The sequence below is a fragment of the Chryseobacterium sp. KMC2 genome (assembly GCF_016756935.1).
Taxonomy (GTDB): domain Bacteria; phylum Bacteroidota; class Bacteroidia; order Flavobacteriales; family Weeksellaceae; genus Chryseobacterium; species Chryseobacterium rhizosphaerae.
Genome location: NZ_JAESIT010000012.1, coordinates 25,383 through 47,457, shown reverse-complemented (window position 1 = coordinate 47,457; position 22,075 = coordinate 25,383). Strand labels below are relative to the sequence as shown.

Annotated in this window: 24 protein-coding genes; 17 read left to right on the top strand and 7 right to left on the bottom strand. The window is 33.8% G+C overall.

The window, feature by feature from the left end; all coding sequences use genetic code 11:
- The first annotated feature begins 27 nt into the window (after positions 1-27).
- The 7 genes from JML65_RS14995 (at position 28) to JML65_RS14965 (ending at position 7,480) form a co-directional block, all read left to right on the top strand.
- Positions 28-1,110: a DUF2931 family protein gene (locus JML65_RS14995; RefSeq protein ID WP_202271308.1), complete on the top strand. Its 1,083-nt coding sequence runs from the start codon at positions 28-30 to the stop codon at positions 1,108-1,110.
- A 10-nt stretch (positions 1,111-1,120) separates the two neighbouring features.
- The gene (locus tag JML65_RS14990; RefSeq protein WP_115918266.1) at positions 1,121-2,947 is read left to right on the top strand and encodes a phospholipase effector Tle1 domain-containing protein; all 1,827 of its coding nucleotides are present in this window, start codon (positions 1,121-1,123) and stop codon (positions 2,945-2,947) included.
- A complete protein-coding gene (locus JML65_RS14985; RefSeq protein ID WP_047487671.1) occupies positions 2,947-3,648 on the top strand; it encodes a hypothetical protein in 702 nt (233 codons plus the stop codon). The genes JML65_RS14990 and JML65_RS14985 overlap by 1 nt, the downstream gene beginning before the upstream one ends.
- Positions 3,649-3,737: 89 nt before the next feature.
- On the top strand, positions 3,738-5,195 hold the full coding sequence (locus JML65_RS14980) for a hypothetical protein (protein ID WP_202271307.1): 1,458 nt from the start codon (positions 3,738-3,740) through the stop codon (positions 5,193-5,195).
- Entirely contained in the window at positions 5,192-5,881 is a 690-nt protein-coding gene (locus tag JML65_RS14975; RefSeq protein ID WP_202271306.1) for a hypothetical protein, read from the top strand. The genes JML65_RS14980 and JML65_RS14975 overlap by 4 nt, the downstream gene beginning before the upstream one ends.
- Positions 5,882-6,139: 258 nt before the next feature.
- Positions 6,140-7,087 carry a hypothetical protein gene (locus JML65_RS14970; RefSeq protein ID WP_202271305.1) on the top strand — a complete coding sequence of 316 codons (948 nt, stop codon included), beginning with the start codon at positions 6,140-6,142 and terminating at the stop codon, positions 7,085-7,087.
- A 126-nt stretch (positions 7,088-7,213) separates the two neighbouring features.
- Positions 7,214-7,480 (top strand): hypothetical protein, encoded by a 267-nt coding sequence (locus tag JML65_RS14965; RefSeq protein WP_202271304.1) that lies wholly within the window; start codon positions 7,214-7,216, stop codon positions 7,478-7,480.
- 507 nt (positions 7,481-7,987) lie between these two features.
- Here the strand turns inward: JML65_RS14965 and JML65_RS14960 are convergent.
- Together JML65_RS14960 and JML65_RS14955 are read right to left on the bottom strand one after the other, a co-directional pair.
- Entirely contained in the window at positions 7,988-8,569 is a 582-nt protein-coding gene (locus tag JML65_RS14960) for a YdeI/OmpD-associated family protein (RefSeq protein ID WP_202271303.1), read from the bottom strand.
- Positions 8,562-9,524, bottom strand: coding sequence for an alpha/beta fold hydrolase (locus tag JML65_RS14955; protein ID WP_202271302.1), 963 nt, complete (start codon positions 9,522-9,524; stop codon positions 8,562-8,564). Before JML65_RS14955 ends, JML65_RS14960 begins: the two co-directional genes overlap by 8 nt.
- Before the next feature lie 792 nt (positions 9,525-10,316).
- On the opposite strand from JML65_RS14955, the gene JML65_RS24015 reads away from it, so the two are divergent.
- Genes JML65_RS24015 through JML65_RS14945 form a run of 3 tightly spaced genes read left to right on the top strand, consistent with a single transcriptional unit; the run spans position 10,317 to position 11,529 of the window.
- Positions 10,317-10,451: a hypothetical protein gene (locus JML65_RS24015; RefSeq protein WP_262896500.1), complete on the top strand. Its 135-nt coding sequence runs from the start codon at positions 10,317-10,319 to the stop codon at positions 10,449-10,451.
- A gap of 30 nt (positions 10,452-10,481) precedes the next feature.
- Positions 10,482-10,934 (top strand): hypothetical protein, encoded by a 453-nt coding sequence (locus JML65_RS14950; RefSeq protein WP_202271301.1) that lies wholly within the window; start codon positions 10,482-10,484, stop codon positions 10,932-10,934.
- A complete protein-coding gene (locus tag JML65_RS14945; RefSeq protein ID WP_237390895.1) occupies positions 10,921-11,529 on the top strand; it encodes an aldo/keto reductase in 609 nt (202 codons plus the stop codon). Before JML65_RS14950 ends, JML65_RS14945 begins: the two co-directional genes overlap by 14 nt.
- Before the next feature lie 95 nt (positions 11,530-11,624).
- Here the strand turns inward: JML65_RS14945 and JML65_RS14940 are convergent, their stop codons facing one another.
- Genes JML65_RS14940 through JML65_RS24130 form a run of 3 tightly spaced genes read right to left on the bottom strand, consistent with a single transcriptional unit; the run spans position 11,625 to position 13,140 of the window.
- On the bottom strand, positions 11,625-12,167 hold the full coding sequence (locus JML65_RS14940) for a DUF2867 domain-containing protein (RefSeq protein WP_202271300.1): 543 nt from the start codon (positions 12,165-12,167) through the stop codon (positions 11,625-11,627).
- A 38-nt stretch (positions 12,168-12,205) separates the two neighbouring features.
- Complete coding sequence (locus tag JML65_RS14935) at positions 12,206-12,745, bottom strand: TetR/AcrR family transcriptional regulator (RefSeq protein ID WP_202271299.1); 540 nt, start codon at positions 12,743-12,745, stop codon at positions 12,206-12,208.
- The gene (locus JML65_RS24130) at positions 12,742-13,140 is read right to left on the bottom strand and encodes an LIC_13387 family protein (RefSeq protein ID WP_410669550.1); all 399 of its coding nucleotides are present in this window, start codon (positions 13,138-13,140) and stop codon (positions 12,742-12,744) included. Before JML65_RS24130 ends, JML65_RS14935 begins: the two co-directional genes overlap by 4 nt.
- 344 nt (positions 13,141-13,484) lie before the next feature.
- Between JML65_RS24130 and JML65_RS14930 the strand changes: the two genes are divergently transcribed.
- Positions 13,485-14,177: a M48 family metallopeptidase gene (locus tag JML65_RS14930; protein ID WP_202271298.1), complete on the top strand. Its 693-nt coding sequence runs from the start codon at positions 13,485-13,487 to the stop codon at positions 14,175-14,177.
- Between the two features lie 339 nt (positions 14,178-14,516).
- On the opposite strand, the gene JML65_RS14925 is transcribed toward JML65_RS14930, so the two are convergent.
- Positions 14,517-15,791 carry a hypothetical protein gene (locus JML65_RS14925; protein ID WP_202271297.1) on the bottom strand — a complete coding sequence of 425 codons (1,275 nt, stop codon included), beginning with the start codon at positions 15,789-15,791 and terminating at the stop codon, positions 14,517-14,519.
- Complete coding sequence (locus JML65_RS14920) at positions 15,751-16,269, bottom strand: hypothetical protein (protein WP_202271296.1); 519 nt, start codon at positions 16,267-16,269, stop codon at positions 15,751-15,753. Before JML65_RS14920 ends, JML65_RS14925 begins: the two co-directional genes overlap by 41 nt.
- A 531-nt stretch (positions 16,270-16,800) precedes the next feature.
- Here JML65_RS14920 and JML65_RS14915 point away from each other — a divergent pair.
- From JML65_RS14915 to JML65_RS14890, 6 genes are all read left to right on the top strand, one after another.
- On the top strand, positions 16,801-17,280 hold the full coding sequence (locus JML65_RS14915) for a recombinase family protein (protein WP_202271295.1): 480 nt from the start codon (positions 16,801-16,803) through the stop codon (positions 17,278-17,280).
- A gap of 512 nt (positions 17,281-17,792) precedes the next feature.
- Complete coding sequence (locus JML65_RS14910; protein ID WP_202271294.1) at positions 17,793-18,083, top strand: hypothetical protein; 291 nt, start codon at positions 17,793-17,795, stop codon at positions 18,081-18,083.
- Between the two features lie 21 nt (positions 18,084-18,104).
- Complete coding sequence (locus JML65_RS14905) at positions 18,105-18,437, top strand: transposase (protein WP_202271293.1); 333 nt, start codon at positions 18,105-18,107, stop codon at positions 18,435-18,437.
- A gap of 147 nt (positions 18,438-18,584) precedes the next feature.
- A complete protein-coding gene (locus JML65_RS14900) occupies positions 18,585-19,721 on the top strand; it encodes a helix-turn-helix domain-containing protein (protein WP_202271292.1) in 1,137 nt (378 codons plus the stop codon).
- 2 nt (positions 19,722-19,723) lie between these two features.
- Positions 19,724-20,860 (top strand): helix-turn-helix transcriptional regulator, encoded by a 1,137-nt coding sequence (locus JML65_RS14895; protein ID WP_202271291.1) that lies wholly within the window; start codon positions 19,724-19,726, stop codon positions 20,858-20,860.
- A 431-nt stretch (positions 20,861-21,291) separates the two neighbouring features.
- Positions 21,292-22,074 (top strand): hypothetical protein, encoded by a 783-nt coding sequence (locus JML65_RS14890; RefSeq protein WP_202271290.1) that lies wholly within the window; start codon positions 21,292-21,294, stop codon positions 22,072-22,074.
- The last annotated feature ends 1 nt before the right edge of the window (position 22,075 follow it).

The following is a 22,075-nucleotide window of genomic DNA, read 5'->3' as shown; positions in this document are numbered from 1 at the left end:
TTATTAAAAAAATGTAAGGTGTTAATAATGAATAAACTAATAAAATATCTATTAAGCTTTTTATTTTTTACCCAGATCTCGTGTCAGGAAAAAAAAGACCATAAAAAAACTGAAACTATGACAAAATATGAATGGACTGAGGGGACTTCTGCCCCTTTAGGATATCCGATGGAAGTATACAAAGGGGGAATGGAATGCGAAGGGGGAGAATGGGTAGGATTAAGCTTTGGTATCGCTCCCGGGAGCCGCCCCTGGGGTTCAATTAATCATGGGATGGGGAATGGTTTTAAAAGTCTTCCCTCCCGTTTGGATTTTATCTGGATGTCTTATATGGAGAACCAGTTTTACATGATTGATACTGCTATTGATACCGCTAAGATTAAAGAGTATTTCAGTAAAGGCTATCAGGTAAAAGTAACGAATGGAAGTGGTGAAATTGAGCATTTAAATTATAACAATATTGCTGTAGGAATGGCTCCGGGGGGTGTGGTTGTAGTCTGGGTAGTCGGTGTTGGGGTTCAGAAGGAAGTAGGCCGATATCAAGGGAAAAAAGTGACGATTCCTGAATCGGAAATTGCTAAGCTGGACAGCCATGAGAACCGTTTTTGGAGGAAAGATTACCTTGATGAAGTATTTAATAATGGCAAGGTTATCCCTGCTGAGGTAAGAGAAAAAAATAAAGGGAAATCTATTCCATTTGGTTTATGGGATACCTACAGAATACGATACAGCTGGAAACCGGTTTTCGAATTACCGGAAAATGCTAAACTCAACCCATTGACAGATATTGGAATATCAGCAATTAATGGCGAATGGGAACAGCTTGATGCATCGAAAATCTCTTTGGTTGGGAATGAGTTAAGAGCAATACCCAGAAGCATTGGTTTCGACTTTATGGGTGCTGATAATAAAAAATATGGAGCAGATTGTGATCTGAATGAAAAGTCAGCTTTTGAAGCCTATAAGACTGTGTTTGGAAATGATCCTAATTCAACTAAAGCTAATATTATTGTAAAGGTTAATGAGTCTAATAGCTACTTTACGATAATGCTAAAAGGTGAAAATGGTAAAGAAGCTTTCATAAAAGCAGATAAAATAGAAGTTTTCTAAAACAAAAACGATGGGAAAGACTTTTGTATATAACACGGGCAATGCTAAAATTCCTCTCAATGAGCTGCACCTTGAAATAGGGGTGTTTTTCGATGGTACTTTAAACAATTTAAAAAATTCTGAATTGAGAGCGAAGTACAGGGATGGAAAGAATAAAATAGAAAGCACTGATACCGAGGAGGAAATACTGAAGAAAGAAAAGGCCATTGAAGACACGAGGGCCCAACAGGAAAAAGAATATAAAAAACTTAAAAATAAAGAAGTATCTGATAATGACTCCGAGTATGAACGCTATCTTAAAGGGAGTCACCGATCTTGGCTGGATAGCCAGGGGGTTGATAATAGTTTTAGTAATGACTATACCAATGTAGCAAGAATGTATAAATGTAGTGAGCAATATAATTATGGGGTTTATGTGGAGGGTATTGGTACACTTGATAACAGTAGGGATGTAGATGATGGGTTCCAGTACGGATCCGGTAAAACCGGAGTGCGGGGAAAAGTAAGGAAAGGATGTGAAATGGTTGCTGATAGAATCGGTGTTTTAAAAAAGCAACAACGTGATAAAAAAGGATTGACTAAAATTACCATTGATACTTTCGGATTCAGCCGCGGAGCTGCTGCTGCGCGGAATTTTGCTTACGAAATCAATGGAAGAAAGAGAACAAAAGATATTGAGATAAAAAAATCCAGAAAGATCATAGGATATACTCAGATGGATTCTTCTGAGGGCCCTATTACTGTTCCGGAATATGGAGATATTTGGATAGATAAAGATGATACGGAGGTAGATCCTCGATATATTAAAGATGGTAAACTTCCAAAATTTGGATTTTTAGGATACTATCTTTTAAGTAAGAGAATTTTATCAGAACAACAACTTGAAGACTTAGAACTGGATGTTCGTTTTATCGGGGTTTATGATACTGTTTCTTCTTATGAGGAATTTGGTGATATGGGCGGCATGAGACGTGTCGGATGGGAAGGGATGAAGCATTCTACCTTAGGTTCTGCGTACAATTTCGGAGATGATGTAGAACAGTTACAGTTATTGAATCCAGGATCTTATTTCAAAGCGGTTCATTTTACGGCAGCCAATGAGCATCGGGAAAACTTTTCATTAACCAGATTCCCGGGCAGTATCGAAAAGGAGTTTCCGGGGGTTCATTGTGATATAGGCGGTGCTTATGAAAACGGAATGGAAAAAGTGGATGAAATAGAAACTTCTAACCATAAACCCGTATGGTTCTTAAATAAACGCAGACAACAACTGATTGATGAACATTGGTACGATGAAGAACAGATTGAAATCAATAATAGCTTTCTGAATTTTATTACAGCGGGAAGTGTCTATCGTAAAATAACCGGAACCCGATTTCTGAGAAAAGAATACAGCTATATTCCTCTGCATTTTATGGAAGAGCATGGCAAAAACCTGTATGATAATCAATTGATGATGAAAACAGAAACTACCTATTCTATAGAAAATGATCAATATCTTCCTCATGCAAAAGATCTTTTACATGGTTATGTATTTGAAAATGAAGGGAAGTGGAATTTCAAACCAGATGAACAGGTTGAAAAAGAAAAACAGGAAAGAGCATTGCAGAGACTGCTAGACCCGGAACCGGTACAGGAACAATCTCCTGATGAGACGGTAGATGAAAACGGTAATAAAATCAAAACGACAACATTGGAAGAAGTGACAGTTACTTCCTACCATCCACAGACCTTATTAAGAATTATACGCAATAAATACCTTCATTGGTCGGCGAATAGGGACTGGATGGGAATGGATCCCAATAATGATTATCAAAGAGTAATATATCCGGAATAATGAGTAATATACTGCAAAACCTTCATCAGAAAATATACCGCCTGGAAACGATTGTTACAGAGCAGAAAAACGAATTCTATTCCACAGAAAAAAAATACGTCAGACAGGTGGAGATCTATTATCTGGGGAAAATGAAAGAAGAACATCAGTTCCAGATTTTAGTTGTTGATTTCGACTTCTCGGATGACGATGAAGCAATGGGACAATTTTTTAAAAAGATCAGCTATTTGTTTGACGAAATAGAATGCAGGGTAGATGAAGAAGGGAATATTACAGCGGTAGACAATTTATTTTTTCTGCAGATGAGGTGGGTGAAAATTCAAACTGAATTATCACAGACCCATAAAGGAGAGGCGGTAGACAGCTATTTCAGCCGGGTGAGCCGCTTGTTGGAAAATGAAAATGAATTGATTGAATTTTTAGGAAGTTATCATATGTTTGGCCTGCTTTTTAATGGCTTATTGCAGTCATTCGATACCAAAAGAAAAAGAATATCTCCTCAGGGATATACGGAAATTATGACTCCTGTAATGGATGGTGAAAAAATGATGCTGACTATTTCTTCTGAAAACTTAGAACAAACTGAAATCAGCTATTTCAGAGGTTTATTTGTTTTCAAAGGCGATCTTTATGAGGAAGGCTTTACAGAAGTTAAAAAAGACAATACCCATTTAAAACATTCATTAGTATGGATAGGTTAAATAACGATGGCGAAAATACCATCCCGGAAACTCAAGATCACGCTCCGGCACAGACTCCCGATCAGATGAAAGCTGCCAACAGCCAGAAAATGGAAGAAAAGCGTGCCGAAAATGAGGAGAAAGATAAGAAAGAAGAAGGATTATTGCTGGCCATAGACGGAGCAAAAATAAAATTTAATACCCATTTGGGAACATTTAAAGTACTGAATGATGTACCAACTACACAAGATAAGCTTACAGGAACTATTGTAGAAAAACAGATTCCTAACTTTATCTTTGATGATGGGTTTCAGATGATTTCTCTCACAGAGTGGCAGGATTTTGGAACTGTGAAAGTTCAGGAAAATTATGTGCTGCTAAAAAAGTCCACTTTACCGGGAATAGGCAAAATGCCGGGAAATGTTCCCCCTGAGACAGGAAAAATAGAATTTGTAACCTCCGGACAAGTAAATGTTCCGGAAAGTATTGAGGCGAAAGGAGTACCGATGCCGGAGAATAAAGATGATAAGTGTCCAAATTGTTCAAAAGAAATAACCGCTGAGTTAATAAGAGAAACAATCGGTGTAAAAAGCTTAAGTGCAAAACAACAACAAATTATAAATTCAATATTACCTTATTTAAATAAATATAGAAAAGATTTTGGTTTAGATACATGCTTAAGAAAAGCTCACTTTGTTGCGCAAATTGCTCTTGAGTCAGCTTTGTTTACAACATTTGAAGAAGGAGAAGAATATTCTTCTAGTATAAGTTTAGGAGTTTTTAGTTCCTCTGCAATTCCAATCAATACAACTATTGTTGAATCTTTGAAAGATCATCTAGCATCAATTTTTAAAATAATTGATGCTAAAGGAAATACAATTTCAAAAACAAATGATGAGCTTAAAACAATATTATTGAATGATAAACCATCTATTATAGATGGGGAATTATATGGGAAATTTATAGGAGGAAAAGATCCGAAAAATCCGAAACAAAGAATAGGAAAAGTACTTAAAGAGGTTTTAAAATCAGATAAGTCATTAGATTATAAAATAGTATTGCAACCTCATACTTATTTTGGGATTCCTTTAATGTCTAGAGCTTATGCCCCTTATCCAGGTGATACAAGAGGACTTGGAAATGGAGATGAGCTAACGAGAGATGGGTGGAAATTTAAAGGTAGAGGTTTAAAGCAGGTGACAGGAAGGGCAAATTATGGAAGTTTTTCAAAATATAGGGATAAGAATCCTTTTACTGATGATGCAACGGGATCCATAGATTTTGCAGAAGAAAAACAAGGAGCCCCTTTTAAAGGAAAGTATTTAAAATTATCTGAAGATCCAATGTATGCAACTCAGTCTGCATTATGGTTTTGGAATGAAGGAACAAAATATAATAAAAAAACAGCAAAGCAGCATGCTGATAATGATGATGTTGATTCTGTTTCAAAAGCTATTAATAGATACGATACAAAAGCACTCCCTAAAAGGGCTAAAAATTATGAAAGAGCAAAAATTGCTTTTGGAATTAAAGAACATTATGAATCTATAAAAAAAGAAAAAAAATGATAAAATATCCGCTAAATATATTACTTGTTTTTTTGTTTAGCATATTTTCATATGCTCAAAATGTTTCTGTTTTAAAAGATTCGATATGTATTTCCAAAGAATGTTTTGAATTACAGGAATTAAAAATAGAAACTAAAAATACAGTAATTTACAAGAAAATTCAAAAAAGCTATGATCTTTTTAATGGTGTTTTTTTTGATAGCCCAGAAAAAAGATTGAATGCAAAAAAAGACACTTTAAAAAACTTAATTTCAACAAATTCTTTACGTGACTACCAATTTGGATTTGAAAAATATAAAATATTTCTCAATAAAAACGGTTTACTAAACGTATCTGTACATATTCAGTCTTATGGCTCCCCATGGGAGTATACGATCTATTATTTCTTTGATGAAATGAATGATACAGAAGTTGGAGAAAAATTATTCATGAACAAAAAAATGCTCCTACAGATATGTGGTAAAAAATTAAAGACAGATAACAACGCATTCGTTCCAATAAAGAATCTCAATCAATACAAAATAGATACAAGTATAGAAGGGAAAATAATAGGAATAAACCTCATTTTTTATGATGAGAAAGGTAGAACAAATAGTGGCTATCCGGAACACTCTGTTTATTTTACATGGAAAGAGATTGAAAAATTTATAGTACCACAGTATAGAAGACGATTGACACAATATTAAAACATAATGGTTATTAAAAAAATTTAGTTAACCTATCCAATGATTTTTATACTAATGGGTTTTATAACCCAAGCTCAGGAAATAAAGATTTGGAATAAAGTTTTAAATATTAATATCATACTTTAATATTGCAAATAGCTATTGGAATATCGGACAAAAAGGAAAAGCCATAGAAAATTATAAAATATATCTTTCTTTAATGAAGTCTCAAAAGAAGGATTTGAAGAAAGTTCCAGGGTATGTACTGGACAGAACGAAATGATAAAAAATTTAATACATACATTACTTATTCTGGTGGCGTTTCATATAAACGCTTTTGCACAAACACCAAAATCTTATACCGTTACTCATATTGTTAATAAAACTATTGATAAGGGAGAATACGTAGATGATAAAAGAATTGACAAAAAGGATAAAATAAGTACGGGTAACCTTATTTATATCTCCAGCCCTAAAAATGATAGTATTGCTTTCTATGAGTTTAATGATTCTCCGGTATCAGAAAAGAAAGTACCCAATATATGTGCTTTGGCAAAAAATCAGAATAGTCTTTTGTTGACTTATAAAAATGAAAGCTACAGTACAAAGTTTAAGATTACATTCAATAATAATGAAAAGACAGTTTTAATCGGAGATAAGGATGTCTTTTACTTAAATGATTCTTACTATAAATATATACAGAAAAGTGTTGGCGATAATTTAAACATCCCCGATCTGATTGACTTCCTGGAAGATTTTTTAGCAGGGTATGCACTGGAAGATTTAAAATATATTTCATCATATGAAAAATACAAGCATAAGGATTTCAAAATAATAAAAGCTTATATGGAATCTTTCAGAACTCAGGCAAGTGATTATCTGGACAAATGGAATGTAAAGTTCTCGTATAATAATGCAGGAATACCAAGCTATGTTTTAAAAGAATCTGTAGAAGGAGATCGGGAAATAGAAAAAAAACTGATCTCTTCTAATAAAGGAATTTTTAAATATACAAAACATACCAATTCAGAGAGCAGATTGATTACTGATACTGACATTCGAATGGATGTCAATAATCATAGATACGACGAAAAAGTAACTTCACTTCAGGTAGGATTGGGAAAAGAAACCCGATATGAAAGTAAGCAGATCTCCTATAAAAAAATTCCGTTCAAAGAATTGAAGCTTACCTCTGGCAATATTTCCAACATCATATTATCAAAATAAAAAAAGAGGTTAATTGTAATCCTTCTGGTATAAAAGCATATCAGCAATTCATGAGAATGTGATATAAAATTGCATATGTGGTTTATAAATGAGTATTTTTGTTTTGGATTAAAAAATGACCATCTTATGAATAAAAAACTAATTATTTTAACAGCGGCAATCACTACAGTCGTATTATCATGTAACAACGATAGAGATGAGGAAGCGAGAAAAAAAGCCATAGAATCGGTTAAAGCGAGCTCTCAGACCTTAAAAATAAATAATCCGGATAATACAGTATCTATTCAAAGTGCGGTTAATTCAAATGATAACACCCTGAATCCACAGGATCCGACAGGGCCGGTTGGAGAAGATCCAACAATTGATCCCACAAAGCCAGACAGACCAAGGTAAAATAATAAAATAAAGAAAGGCAGCAATATCGGTATTGTTGCCATTTTTTCACGTTTGATATAAACTTATAAAAATCAAAAACCTCTGAAAATCAAATGATTTCAGAGGCTTTTTGTACCCATAACCGAAGAGATATCGAAACATTTGGTTGAGGATTTGGAAAGAATTGTAGAATTACATAATCCTGTCATGTGAACTTAACAGGATGCTACCCAAACTCTTTTTTTACTGATTTAGAAAATATTTTAGAAATATTTTGAAAATGAATTATTTATGTTTTTGTTTGAATCCTGTTGACGATTTTTAATATTTCGATACAAAAAATGAACCTCATTGACTTATAGATTATTACTGTTTTTGAGGAACGGCTGAATAGCAACTGCTTGAAAAACAGATAATTACTAATCCAAAGGTAGTTGTATTTATAATTTGAACCAAATAAAACAAAAAAACAACTTTTCTCAATTTCATCTAGTCTTTATTAATAGTTACCCGTTTGAGGCTTTTCTATCGTAAATGTTTTGGTTTAAGATTCAGCGCTGCACTTTCTACAACTTCCTCTATGCGCTTTTGCCTGGTTTCCTGTTTTCTGACGAGGATAATCCAGCTCAATATTATTTTTCTTGTTGATTTGCTCAACCCTAGAAAATAGTCTTTCGCGCCATTATGTTTTTCGAATGCAATTTCTAAGTCGTTCGGAATTATCACTTCTTCTATTTCATCCAAGATTGTCCAATATCCGTTTTGTTTCGCAATCTCAACACTTTCGTAACCCGCTTTTGTCATCCTTTTGTTGCCAATGAGCTGCTGGACTTTTTCTTTGTTGATTTTTGACCAGTTGCTTTTCGGTTTACGTTTGCTAAAAAACTGCATAAACGAAATGTCGTTAATCTTTTTCCTTGTGCTGTCAATCCAACCGAAGCAAAGAGCTTCATCAACGGCTTCACTCCAACTTAATGAAGGGATATTTGACTTTTTTGTATAAAAGACAAGCCAAACAGATTGTTTGGACTGATGGTTTTTTTCCAACCATTGTCTCCAATCTGTTTGGCTTTGTGGACTATATGTTTCAATTTCCTTATTATGCATTCTGTTGTGCTAACCATTTTAAAATTGAAAGGTTTGTTTCCTCCGGTTTTTCCTGCTGAATCCAATGACCACAATCTAAACTGACAATGTCCAGATTAGGAACGATATTTTTCAGGTTTTCAGACTTTGGAATCGTATCCTGTTCTCCATATATCATCAGAGTTGGCTGATGAATGATTGGCTTTATGTTCGCCATCAGGTGCCAGTTTCTATCAAGGTTTCTGTACCAATTTATAGCTCCGGTAAATCCAGATAATTCAAAGGCAGAAACGAATATAGATAGTTCATTGTTTTCCATTAGGGGCTTCCCAAAAGGTTTTTCTGCTCTTGCGAGATTTATCATTAGCATTCCCGGAGCAGGTGGAGCGGGAGGTACATCTTTGCGAAATATGTTACGCAGGAATTGAGGTGTGTTTTCATTCATTATAGAATCTGCAACTCCCACTTTTTTGTTGAAATGAACAAAATAGAAGTCTTCTCCAAATATGGTTTCCATAAATTCAATCCATGGTTGTTCTCCGCGCTCCTGATATGGCAGAGCTAAATTTATTATCTTATTAACCCGTTTAGGATACAATAGTGCCAGATTCCAGACAACATTTGCACCCCAGTCATGACCGACGAAGGTGGCATCCTTGTATCCGTAGTAGTCGAGTAGAGCAATAAGGTCACCCGTCAGGTGCTTTATATCATAATCAGTTACTTCGGTTGGGCAAGATGAGTTACCATAGCCACGTTGATTTGGGACAATGACATGATAACCTGCTGCAACAAGAGCTGGTATCTGATAACGCCAAGAAAATGCGTGTTCTGGAAAACCGTGACAGAGAACAATTGGTTTGTCTGAATTTTGTTTTCCTGCTTCAAATACTTCTAACACCACATTGTTAACTGAAATCATAGTAGGCTTTGGAAATTCGGTTTGATTGGATGCTGTACTGTGTAGTTCTCTCATGTTTTTATTGTTTAATAAATAATTGTGAGACAAATTTAAGTCTGGTTTGTGACAACATGATGTCAGTAGTCAAAAGTCCTTTAGTGATAACTATCAAAATATTTCTGTAAACTCATGTTGCGGTTCAAGTTTTACGAACAGAAAGAAAATACTATACGTGAATGATAGGAGCAGCATCCTTTTGCTCAGTAAAAGATATAGGCATAGACATGTCCAAAAGATTAACTTTTTCTTATAAAGTCGTAATCTAATAACAGTCTTGGAACAGATTGTACCAATGTATTTATTGCTGGTTATAATTATTTTTAATTTTTTAAGGCTATTTTACTTTTCAGTCATCCTATATATAGATACAATTAAATTAATTAGTACACTATTTAATGACGATGAGCAAGCAATTATTATTTTAACCAAGAATGGAATTCAGGTAAATGAGAAGGATGCTAAAATTATATTGGAATTACTATATTTAATAGCAAAAAACTACAATGAGTCAAAAGAGAGAAAAAAGTTCTAACCTTAATGAGATTTATTATGTTTTCTTATAATTTGAATGTCCTTTATTTGATAATATATATAAGATTATTGGCATTTATTTTTCGTTATTATTCATAGTGATTCCTAAGATGTCTGAAATTTTCTTTATCTAAGATTGATTGAATTTTTAAAAGATCTGCGATGAGCTTACTTTTGACAATAGAAAAACATCCACGTTAATTACGATATTATAGAACTTACTTTTTTTGTAACAGAATATAAATTTGTAATTTAACTTTCTAAATACTGTGGTATATGGCGAGACTTTCAGACGAACAACTTTCTAAATATGTGGATCAGCTTATGCAGTTGGTTGCTAAGTTACCTTTAAAAGATGCAGGCAAGGATTATTTACAAGCCCAAATAATTATTGATGTCTATGACGTATGACAATTTGATGATGAAAGTAACACGTTCTCTTTGGATGAATATCTTGCAGATCCAAAGAATCCCCGGTATAATAATGTTAAAGCTGCCTATGGTATTGAAAATATATCACAATGGAAAAGATATGCAACTACTTTTGTTAATAATATCAAAAAGGTAAGAACTGCTTATCTTAAAAAATATCTTGATTCTTTAGACAGGCTTTCACCTCAAGAGAAGTCTGTAGCTATTTCTAAACAGCTTGAAAAATTCAACAAAGCAGACTTATTCCATAAATATGGTATAACTGAAATAAAAGATCCGGAGTGGAATGAGCAGGTTAAAGATGTTTTATCAAACAAAATGAAGTTTGCTAAGGAACAGGCTTTCTACATTACTAATACTGAAATTCCCGTTCGAGAGTCGGGCCAAAATGACGACAGAGTATACATTGTCGAAGAATTAGAAGACCGATTATATCGACCTGTATTATTTGCACCGTATTGACCCTCAAGTTCCAATTGAAGAAAGTATTGGAGCAATGAGTGAGCTCGTAAAGGAAGGTAAAGTTCGTTACTTGGGTATTTGCGAGGCATCTGCTAAAAGTATTGAAAGGGCAAATGCCATACATCCAATTGCTGCATTGCAAAGTGAATATTCTGTATTGACGAGGGATATAGAGAATGAGATATTACCGGCCGTACGAAAAAATAAGATGTCGTTAATTTCATTTTCACCATTGGGCAGGGGAATGTTCACAGAAAATTTTGATAGCTTAGAATTCAGCATTAATGATTCGAGATTTAGATTTCAAGGTGAGCATTTGGAAAATAATAAAAAATTGGTAAAAAAGCTTTCCGAGTTTGTCGACGAAAAAGGGATATCGACCTCTCAATTGGTACTTGCTTGGTTGTTGGCACAGGGAGATGATATTATTCCGATTCCGGGCACAAAGAGGCAAAAATACATAGAACAGAATATCAAAGCTGTTGATGTTGAATTGTCAGCGGAAGACATTAGAACCATTATAGATATTGTTAACGAATATCCAAATACCGGTGAAAGATATGGTGTTGATTCACTGAAACTTACAAATGGCTGATTTTAAGCTGTAGAGTCTACAATTTCGGTAAATATTTTTTGATAAAATCGAATTTACTTTTTTTCATTTTTTTAATCCTATTATCGCTAGAAGATTTAGAGCGGACAATCGTAGTTTTTTTGCAGGTTAGCACGAATGGAACGTTTAAGCATATTCCTTACCACTAAGCTATGAAAGAGGTCAATTGAGTGAAAATATAGGTATCCAAACCAATTATGAAAATGGACAATTGTGCATACAGTCACTCTTTTCAGGTTGTCTTCTGATTCTGCTATCGACATGGATATATACGCCTTCAAATGCTTATCATCCAATAAAAGGATGGTCTCATTTGAAGACCTGTCCGAAACCGAAGCAATAGGATGGGCAGTGCCCTTTTCAATACATGCCGCAATACTTCCAGTACCTTCTTTTCTTGAGGTCTTTAAACCAAAAGGTTTGACCAACATGTTACGCAATTCAAATAATGCTTTTATCCAACTTTTTTCTGATCCCCAAAAGGCAATCTGCAAATGATCGGGAGTTACATGATCAGAGATCGGAGCGACACATTCAAAGGCATCAGCATAATTAGCTGGAAGATATTTATTGACTAAAAATGCCTTATCTACGTTAACCTTATTTACTTTTAAATTCATATGATCATCTCAAAATGATTACTTACCATTAGACCTTTTTATTCGTTATCCGTTTTATTTTTAATAAGAATTTGATATAACTCATTAAACTCATCTTTTGATATATCTGGAAGTAATTGTTGTATTCCTATCAACGTTCCATATTGCACAATTGCCGAATTTTTGGCTTGTTTTGTATCTAGACCTTTTTGAACATTTAGATCAGTAAGATATTCCATTCTCATATCGTCAACCTGTTTTACATATTCTTTGACGATGTCATTCGAGAAGCCCCACGCACGGATCACCTGCTCGACTTTATGGGATGAAGAGCCTGTCAAATCATGGAGTATAAAATATTTCGTCTGAACATCAGATTGTTCTTCCGTATATTTAATAAATTCAAGTGTGTTTTTATTCTGCCAATATTTCATCAATGCTTCAATATAGCCCTCGGTATTTTTAAAATGGTGGTAGAATGAGCCTTTGGTTACTTTCAAAGACTTGCAAAGATTGTCTATGGTAATGCACTGGAAACCTTCTGTTTTCAGGAGTTTCATTCCATCTTCAAACCAATCGGTCCTTTCTATTTTTTTCATGGTCTATTATTAGAATTAATGAAAGATAATATAAAACAAAATGTTGCGGATAGTAAGCAAGTATATGCCAAGGGGTGGAAGTAGATTACCGCAATAATGGATGCTATAAGCGAAAGGAAAATATTTGCAAAAATAACGGGCTTACTAGATTGTTTGATCATAAATAATTGAAATCTAAATGCTAAAAACATAAATCCCATCATGACACTGAACCCCGTATAAAATTGCATCACAGTATGCTCTCCCATAAAATCAAATGTCGTCCTCTCCATTTTTAAATACATTTGCATTACGTTTTGAGGACGCTTTGGGGTACTAATTAAATAAATAAGATGTAATGCACCCAGCAACATGTAAAATGACGCTCCAATTTTAAAATAGTTAAACTTCTTCATTTCGTTTCGAATTATCATACCATACCTTATGGTATGGTATACAAATGTATTATATTTTATTGAACAATTGCTTAAACTGAATCAAAAACATTTGATTAATTTAAAATGGTACCTCATATTCCCAAATTAAACCGGTTTTTGAATTAGGATAAATAAAATTTATAAATGAAAAGTGACGTAAAACTTAAATATATGCTATAATATCCCGTATTATATATGAAATCTGGAATTAGTATTTAATTCATCTTAGTTCTCGGCAATGGATGTATTTGACTTTCCTTTAGATGAAGCTGATAAACTGACGAGGAAATTAATAGACATCGCAGTCGCAAATAAATAAGTAGATGATTGAGAGCATTCAGTATGGTAAGGATAGGATCGAATTTGAATTGAAATATTCAAAGCGAAAAAGTGTTGGAGTAAAAATATTACCTGACTCTTCTGTTGTTGTTAGTGCACCAATGGAGGTACCTATGGATAGGATAAAAGAACTGCTTTTGAAAAAAGCGAGTTGGATCATTAAGCAAAAATCATTTTTTCTACAATTTGAATCCACAATTTTTGATTATGAGGTTAAATCAGGTTATTCCATCTATTATCTAGGTCGTCAATATAAATTTACAGTGGAAAAATCTTACAAGGAAGAAGTTTCATACAAAGGAAATTTGTTTTTAGTATCTACAAGAAGTAAGGATAGGGCTCGAGATCTTTTTTTAGAGTGGTTAAAGATTAAAGCTGCCAATAAAATAACGGAAATTGCAAAGCCTATTATCAAAAAGTTTTCCGAACGCTTTGAGGCACCAAAAAGCATATATTTTCAGGACATGCCAACACGTTGGGGAAGCTGCACGGTAAACAATAAGCTTATTTTTAATCCCAAATTAGTGCATACTCCCAAAAGATGCATTGAATATGTTGTAATGCATGAGTTGTGTCACATCGTAAATAAACATCATGATCAGAATTTTTTTGATTTATTGACAGTTATGATGCCTGATTGGGAGAGGAGAAAAGCTAAATTAGACTCGTTTGCGTAGAATACATAGTTTAAAGTGACTAACCTTTTAAATTAAATAAGCAAAAATATGGTAGTGAAATTCGAAAGTATCGTGGAACTAAAACTCAAAAACCTCTTTCCAGGATGAGTTTATTACCAAATTTAAAATAAAGTTGTAAAGTCAAGCTATGAATAGGGTTGCTCATTTTTTAGAGATTTCGCTCAAAGTAAAATTTACAGCTGTTTGGACCGATACAAAAATTATGACAGGAAAAGTTCCGTATATGAATGTTTTAATATTGATGAATTAAAATAATTATTTAGAAGAGTATAAAAGCCTCCAAAATGGAGGCTTTTGTTATGAATAGTGTTTAAATAACTACTGTTTTGGTTTTAAGATAAAGTTGTCGTCTTTTTCTGAAAATCGTTCAATTACATATTTTTCAAATGATGGTGGAAATTTTCCATATCCAGTTGTTAATATAACCTGAAAATCTTTATAAGTACCATCAGCCTGCTTTCCAAGTATTAGAGCATCCTTCAATAATTCCAGGTTTTGGTTTAAGTGCTCGGTATCAATTCCCGAATCTTCCGGTGTATCTATGAGAAGAAATCGAGGATGTTTGACAGAAGGCAATTTCATAGCCAGTGAGAGTATTGTAAAGTAGTACATTAATCTTTTTGGGACATCACTGCTATTGGCTCTGTATTCCCTATTGTCGATGAAAGGCATGTAGTCTTCATCAATATGAGCTTCCGTGCTTTTGTATGAGGATTTTGCCAAGAGGCTGCTGTACACCGTATTGAAAGACTCAATAGTTTCTGCGTTATTTAAATTGTAAGCATTTTTTGCATTATTATATTCAATCTGTGCTGTTGTAAGGTTCGCAATTTTGCTTTCTAGATCATCGTTTAATCTTTTCCAGTCTCTGCTAGTTTTTAGGGCATAGTCCAGCTGTAACAATTGTTCTTTCATCTTGAGGATACGGTTGTTATAGTCATCGATGACAGTAGTACTTCCCGCAAACTCAGCGGTTTCTATAACTGTTTTAAGTCGTTGAGTATAATCGTCAATCAGCTTTGTGTTTTTTTCTATTTTGCCTGTGACTTCGCGAACATCATGTGCGTAGTCCTGTTTGGCCTGCGTGATTGCTTTAATACTTTTCTGTTTATGAGAAAGGATGTCCTTATATTCGCTTGAGTTGTAGACAAACTTTTCATAATCATCTTCATTGAATTTTGACCCACAGATACAGATACCTTTGGCGATTTCTTTTTTGTTCATGCAAAATGGGCATACTTCCATCGAAAAAAGGTCGAGTTGGTCGTGGGTAAAAATAATTTTTTGAATCTGCTGTATCTCTTCCAATAGTGTACGATGAACATTATCAACCTTTACCTGTTCGTTCTGCAACGATCTCAAGAAAATTCTTTCTCTTGAAGTTTTTAGTTCCAGATCAACCAACATAGACTGGATCCCGGCTAATTCACCGATTTTATCGTCCACGGTTGTTTCTTTGATCTGATAGGACTCCCTTTCCTGTTCCAATTTTAAAATACTAGCCTGAATATCAGATTGACGCTGGATCAATAAGTCATTACGCTCTGGCTTTTCATGTGTAGATTCGTAATTCTGAAATAGAGCTTTTGCCACATCTCTTTTTTTTTGTTGCAAGCTTTAGTTTTTCCAGTTTGTCGAAATAGTCAGTAGAAGACATGCCTAAGAGAATTTCGAAGATGGACTTTCTGATAATGATGGAATCGGCGATAAAGTATTCTGCAACAGGAGATTTATAGATTTTTTTAGGTTCTGTATTCTGGTCGTAATTGAGCAATCTGAAAAGATCGTTAAAATTAAAATACCAATGAGTGGCACCTAGAAATAATTCGAATACCGGTATTTTAAGTTTCCCTAATAACCAGTCTGAGAAAATGAATGGAGCGGATTGTCTGCTAATGGGATAAGTTTCGGTTGTAATACCGTTGTTTACAAAAACATCCTGCATTCCTATAAACCTTTTTAGGGAATAGTCTATATCATCGATGAGAATATCGATCTGAACATAATTATTTGTATCGTTCAGAATCAACGAATAGCGGGAATCCTCATCGTCGTCATCAAAGGGTTTCACTTTACCTCCCTAGTATGCTATATATTCTCTTCTCTTGTAATGATCATTTTTGTATCCTTTTAGTTACAATGGTATTATTACTTATTGATCAAAATCATTAAATGGGAATTACTGTACTTTTCTGAATAATTTAAAATATTTCATATTTGGTTGTAAATCAATGTTTTGATTGTTTTGTAAATGCTATTTTACAAAATGTCAGTTATTGTTTTTACCTTTTTTTCTTTATTTTTTTTTTGAGGTTATAGTTTTGTCTCATCAAAGTTTCAGAGCACTGCCTGATGTTTTAGACCCGGGTATGCATAAAAATTATTTATGATACGACTGAATACTATGATTAATCTCAATTTTTCAGATAGACAAAACTCTAAGCATAGTCCAATGGATGATGAATTAGCAAATGATGAAAAACACAAATGATAGTGAGTATGCTAAAAAAGTTTCCGATGAGGAGATTTCTCCTCATCATGTCTGTCTATAATTAATAAGCTTAGTTAGAATCGGGTGTTACCTAATCCGAAAATGAGAGTTATGGAAGATTTTAAAAATATCCATTTAGGAGAATTTATTAAAAAGCGAATTGAAGAATCTGCAATGGACATAGACAGGATCACTGCTTTTATGAATAATACAGAGGGAGAAATTAAAGAAATGCTTTCAAGTCCTTCCTTAGATACAGTAATATTGCTTCGCTGGAGTAAATTGCTGCGTTATGATTTTTTTAGGTTATATTCTCAGCATATCTTGCTGTATGCTCCTGCCGGAGCCAGGGAAACCGGAAGGGAAACAGAGAGTAGAAAAGGTTCTATGCCCCGATTCAGGAAAAACATCTACACTCCCGAGATTATTCAGTTTATCCTGGAGCTTATTGAGACTGGGGAAAAAACAAAAATAGAAATCATTGAAAATTATCGAATTCCTAAAACAACTTTGTATAAATGGATAACTAAGTATAGGAAGAAACAAAAAGAAAATATGGCAATGGATACAATTAACAATAGCTCTAAATAAAATCTTTTTTTCGTTAAAAGTGTGATTGTAAAACATATAAGTGATGTGGTAGGATTGCATACTAGAAATTAATGTTTCTGAACATTTTGGCTCGATGCTATATAGAAACTTAAATCGAGTGTGCATTCTTTTTTAGAAAGACCTGGCAGGCTTTTGATAGTGTATCGGAAAACGCAATAATGAATAAAAAATGATGAAACACAAAATCATGAAAGATATACACAAATATAGCCTGCCCAATGGGGAGATTTTTCTCCCCGTTATGGTCTACTTTAAAGCGGGTGTAAGGCCTTGCATATTCATAGCCACTGTAAAATCCCTTCAAAAAAGCAAAATCCAAAATTTAATCTATTATTTTTTGGAGCAAAATTTTAGTGCACATTGGGGCCCAGATAGCTATCAGGTTATTATGAATAGATACCCATTGTAAAAAGGTATTATAAACGAAATTTTAATAATAAATATGTATTTGAAAATCAATAACAGTATGAAAAATTTTAATCTGTTAGGGAATGGAAAGATCTGAAAATAGTCAATATTATAATCTTCAGGGGCTTACTAAGTATGAAGTGAGAGAAATGCTGGGCAGTGAATTCAATTTTTTTCCTGCACGTTCCTGGAGCTATGCACTGAAAATAAGATGGTGGGAATCTGCCCGTCATCTTGTTCTCATTTTTGAACAAGAAGTGATAAAGGACATCTATATAAGTATATCCTATCTTGGGTTTTACACAAGAAAACACAAAACCAACGGAATGATAAGGAAAAGTATATTAGAGTACGGAGCAAATAAAAAAATATAATAATAACCATAATAGATAGTGATGAAAAGTCCATTAATCAATGAGGCAAGTCCTGATTATAAAAGGATCTATAAAGATCTACTTGAAATGAAATATCCTGAAAAGAAAGAAGCATGTAGTATAATTTTAAAAAAAACTAAGATTACTGCTCTTGATGTGATCCAGATAAACAGAATCATATTTGGCAAAAATAAGACGAAAAGAAAACACAGGTCTTATGATAAAAATTCAATAACAAAAATATTGAAATATCAGTATGACAATAGTATGACAAATATTGGCTTAGCCCAGGAGTTGGGAATCAGCCGTAATACTATCGCAAAATGGAAAAAATATTTTCAGTATAAAATATAATAATAAGAAACAGGAAATATAAGTTCTGCCCTTGCTTTCTTAAAATATTAGAATATCATTAGAAAGTAGATATATTGAGAAAAAATATGACTTAAAATCGTTATTTTTGTAAGCCTCAGGAAAGAGGACTTATAACCAGATATTGATATGGCAGAGCTATTTAAGTATATATATACTTCACTACCAATGATCTCTTCACTCACTTGTGGTATGCTTTTCGTCGTCGCTTACGGACAGGAACTAACCAAAGTGGAGAAGCAGGTCAAGAAATTACTGGGTGTTTATTTTGCTTTTATGGTCTTAAGCTGGGTATATGTTCAATTTAATTTTAACTATGAGCATCTGTTGAAATATTACCTTCCTCTAGTCTGTTTTGTATTGCAGCTCAATCAGGTTATTTTTTATCATTTTATCAGCCTGCTGACCCCTGTAGAAAAAGACAATCTGTTTCATATAAAAGTCCATTATATTATACCACTGATCCTTCTCTTTGTTTCAGGAATTTTTATGATAACTTTCACGGGAATTAATCAGCTTTCAAACGACGCCGTTTCATCGTTATTTATGCCCTATACATCTCTTTCAGTTTTCTTTTTCATGCTTTGCTATGCGATATTGGGAAGCATAAGAGTTATCCGGTATAAAAGAATATTGATAAAAAAACACGGAAGAGAAAAATGGAAAGTGATGCGTTGGATGGTGCCACTGATGGTCGTAAGATTTTTGCTTCTAATCCTGTTTATATGTAATCCGTTGCAACTTAACTTTGTATTGATAGCAATGACCCTTCTTGTTCCTGTACAGCATATCATCATTGTCTATAATATCCTGATGAGAAATTATGCAATATTATCTTTCGGTGACCATAATACCGTTATGATTGCAGGAGGGGAGATTATTGCATTGTCAGATGTATTTAATAATCAGGAGGCTAAACCTGTAAGCAATGCATCACTGCTTCTTGCCAAGGAAGAGCTGGAACAATACTATGAAGAGAGTAAACCTTATCTGAATGCCGGGTTTAAGATGCAGGACCTTGCTGTTTATTTTGAAACGAACAGAACCTATCTTTCAGGATTTATCAATAAAACCTTTGGAGTCAATTTCTCCCAATACAATAACCTGTGGCGACTAAAAGAGATGAAATATCTTCTGGAACATCCTGAACATAAAGATAAAAACCAGGAAGAACTCGCTCTGATGGCTGGGTTCTCTACTCCAAGAGCATACTGGAGAGCCAAAAAAGCTGCAGAACAAAAGGTTGAACAAAAAGACAATGAATAAATATGGAAATTGAACGTTTATTATTAATCATGTCATTTTCTATTGCTGTATTTTCTGCTCTTTTTTGCAGTATATTGCTTTTGATAAGACTGTTTTGGAATAAAGATGAATTTATAAAAAGAGTAATTATACTTCTTATTAGTGGGTATATAGTTGAAATTATTTATGTGATTACTATTTTCTTTTATAATTTTGATAAAGATACTTTTATTCAGACCAAACCTGTTAATTTTTTGACAATGCTGCTGTTACCAGTCATGTTTTATCATTTGATCTTTAAAATAACCAGACTCCGGACTGCTGAGCAATTTTCATTCTGGCATTACGTACTCCCATTGAGTTTGGCTGCAGGATATGGATTATGGTTTGCATTAACACCCTGGAGCATTCTGTTGCTTATGGATGCAAAAGATATTCAATGGATAGCGGGTTATAAAGGCTTTATTTTTTTTGATTACAGTCGTTTTTATATAAGGTTGATTCTGAGTCTGATTTATTTAGGTCTGGCAGCCAACAGAGTAATTCGTTACAGAAAAGAAATAGTGCAATATTCTTCCAATATGGAAGAAACTTCTTTGGCATGGCTTTATCAGATCTTTGGTGTGCTTTTTTTGGTTATTCCATTTCCTGTATTATATTATTTTATTGGATCAGAGATATATACGAAGTTTGTCGGATTGGTAGTTCCTCTTCTATTCATATTGCTATTAAATGTAACTACTTGTTACCATATTTTCAGACAGAACTTTATACTGCTTACAGAAGATATCATAGCAGACAGGCTTTCAGAACAGGAAAAGGAATCCAGGGAACCTCTTAGCCATGAAGTAGTATCAAAATACATGGATGTAAAGAAACCTTATCTGGACCCTAATCTTAAAATTACAGATCTGATCACTGCTTTTGGTACCAATCGTACCTATCTGTCTTCTTTTATCAATACAACATATGGGCTTAACTTCAGCATGTACATCAACCGATACAGGCTGGAAGAATTTCAGAGATTAAAAGAGCTCCCGGAAAACAAAATGGCTGATGAGGAAGAATTGGTTTACCTTGCAGGTTTCAGAAGTCATCAAAGCTTTAAAAGGAGTGAGAAAATTTTAAAGTCTGCTGTTAATACCGAACCGAATGAATAACGAAATGCTTCTTTTTAATCTGACATTGCCGGTTTATTCAAAATCCTGACAGAATATGAGCGGATAATTATACCTATCCAATCCAAGCGAAACTTTTGAGTGGGTTTTGTAAAATCATTAGTCTGGATGATGATATGATGGCTTGCTGATTGCTTAGTAGATCCACTAAATAGCACCTGATAATATAATCATTTGATATGTATTGTTTTGTAAAATCATACATCGTCATTTACATTTTGTCAGTTCTATGTTTACAATTTGTCATCATCATTTGTACTTTTTTTAATTTCCTGTATCAGAAAGGGCGATAATTTTGATATCTCAAAAATGAAAATGCCAATGTTTTTTTAATGATCTCATATTATATCAGATTAAAAAAACACTGTTTCCTGCATTTTTAATTATTGGATATTATTAATGAATCATAGGACATGAATAGAAAATGGACAATTGTTGCTGTAATTTTTTTAAGTTTTTGTGTAAAAGGTCAGGTCGGAATTAACACTGAAACCCCGGAAAAAGACTTGGATATTAATGGAGACATTTCTTTAAGGAGAGAATTCAGGGTTGGCGGTAATGAATTTATACAGGGAGATCCCGGACAATACGGACAAGTATTGGTTTCCAGAGGGACCAATGAGCCTCCTCAATGGAAGTTTTTAAACATTCCGTTTTTAGAAGACAGTGAAATAAAGCTTCAGCAGAGCTATGCTGTGAAAGATGAAACGGGTATTGACTTTCTCACAGGTGAGGGTGACGGGAATTACATCGGGATACTGGATGAACCTTTAACCGAAGCATGGAAGAAAATAACAGATCTCAAGACTATTATTGAGGTTGGCCGGGCAAAGAATAAAGTGGCGCTTTTTTTTCAAACCGGAGTAGAGATGTCTTACGTGAACGGGGCTACCCATACGAGATACATTTGTGGGGTGTTTATGGATAATCAGCTAAAAGCAGTACGGGGGGATCAAATTAATTTATTTTCAGCTAAGACCGCTAATCATCAGTCGTTATTTACCCTGATCTATACACTGGATAATGCTCCGGTGGGAGTTCACACCATAGAAGTTGCATGCAGAAAAACATTTACAGATGCTCCTACAGCCAGTTTTGCTATTGGTAAAACAGCTTCTTCCACTGTTGCAGCGATCACTAATAATTTTATGCTAAAGTCAAACCTAAAGATTGATATAATGGAATATATCAGATAAA

Excerpts from the sequence above, each read along its gene's own strand:
- JML65_RS14970 (WP_202271305.1), top strand. The coding sequence starts at position 6,140 with ATGATAAAAAATTTAATACATACATTACTTATTCTGGTGGCGTTTCAT.
- JML65_RS14995 (WP_202271308.1), top strand. The coding sequence starts at position 28 with ATGAATAAACTAATAAAATATCTATTAAGCTTTTTATTTTTTACCCAG.
- JML65_RS14985 (WP_047487671.1), top strand. The coding sequence starts at position 2,947 with ATGAGTAATATACTGCAAAACCTTCATCAGAAAATATACCGCCTGGAA.
- JML65_RS14915 (WP_202271295.1), top strand. The coding sequence starts at position 16,801 with ATGGAAGATTTTAAAAATATCCATTTAGGAGAATTTATTAAAAAGCGA.
- JML65_RS24130 (WP_410669550.1), bottom strand. The coding sequence starts at position 13,140 with ATGAAGAAGTTTAACTATTTTAAAATTGGAGCGTCATTTTACATGTTG.
- JML65_RS14960 (WP_202271303.1), bottom strand. The coding sequence starts at position 8,569 with ATGCATAATAAGGAAATTGAAACATATAGTCCACAAAGCCAAACAGAT.
- JML65_RS14935 (WP_202271299.1), bottom strand. The coding sequence starts at position 12,745 with ATGAAAAAAATAGAAAGGACCGATTGGTTTGAAGATGGAATGAAACTC.
- JML65_RS14905 (WP_202271293.1), top strand. The coding sequence starts at position 18,105 with ATGAAAAGTCCATTAATCAATGAGGCAAGTCCTGATTATAAAAGGATC.
- JML65_RS14955 (WP_202271302.1), bottom strand. The coding sequence starts at position 9,524 with ATGAGAGAACTACACAGTACAGCATCCAATCAAACCGAATTTCCAAAG.
- JML65_RS14980 (WP_202271307.1), top strand. The coding sequence starts at position 3,738 with ATGGAAGAAAAGCGTGCCGAAAATGAGGAGAAAGATAAGAAAGAAGAA.
- JML65_RS24015 (WP_262896500.1), top strand. The coding sequence starts at position 10,317 with ATGGCGAGACTTTCAGACGAACAACTTTCTAAATATGTGGATCAGCTT.
- JML65_RS14975 (WP_202271306.1), top strand. The coding sequence starts at position 5,192 with ATGATAAAATATCCGCTAAATATATTACTTGTTTTTTTGTTTAGCATA.
- JML65_RS14930 (WP_202271298.1), top strand. The coding sequence starts at position 13,485 with ATGATTGAGAGCATTCAGTATGGTAAGGATAGGATCGAATTTGAATTG.
- JML65_RS14890 (WP_202271290.1), top strand. The coding sequence starts at position 21,292 with ATGAATAGAAAATGGACAATTGTTGCTGTAATTTTTTTAAGTTTTTGT.
- JML65_RS14895 (WP_202271291.1), top strand. The coding sequence starts at position 19,724 with ATGGAAATTGAACGTTTATTATTAATCATGTCATTTTCTATTGCTGTA.
- JML65_RS14900 (WP_202271292.1), top strand. The coding sequence starts at position 18,585 with ATGGCAGAGCTATTTAAGTATATATATACTTCACTACCAATGATCTCT.
- JML65_RS14910 (WP_202271294.1), top strand. The coding sequence starts at position 17,793 with ATGGAAAGATCTGAAAATAGTCAATATTATAATCTTCAGGGGCTTACT.
- JML65_RS14965 (WP_202271304.1), top strand. The coding sequence starts at position 7,214 with ATGAATAAAAAACTAATTATTTTAACAGCGGCAATCACTACAGTCGTA.
- JML65_RS14990 (WP_115918266.1), top strand. The coding sequence starts at position 1,121 with ATGGGAAAGACTTTTGTATATAACACGGGCAATGCTAAAATTCCTCTC.
- JML65_RS14940 (WP_202271300.1), bottom strand. The coding sequence starts at position 12,167 with ATGAATTTAAAAGTAAATAAGGTTAACGTAGATAAGGCATTTTTAGTC.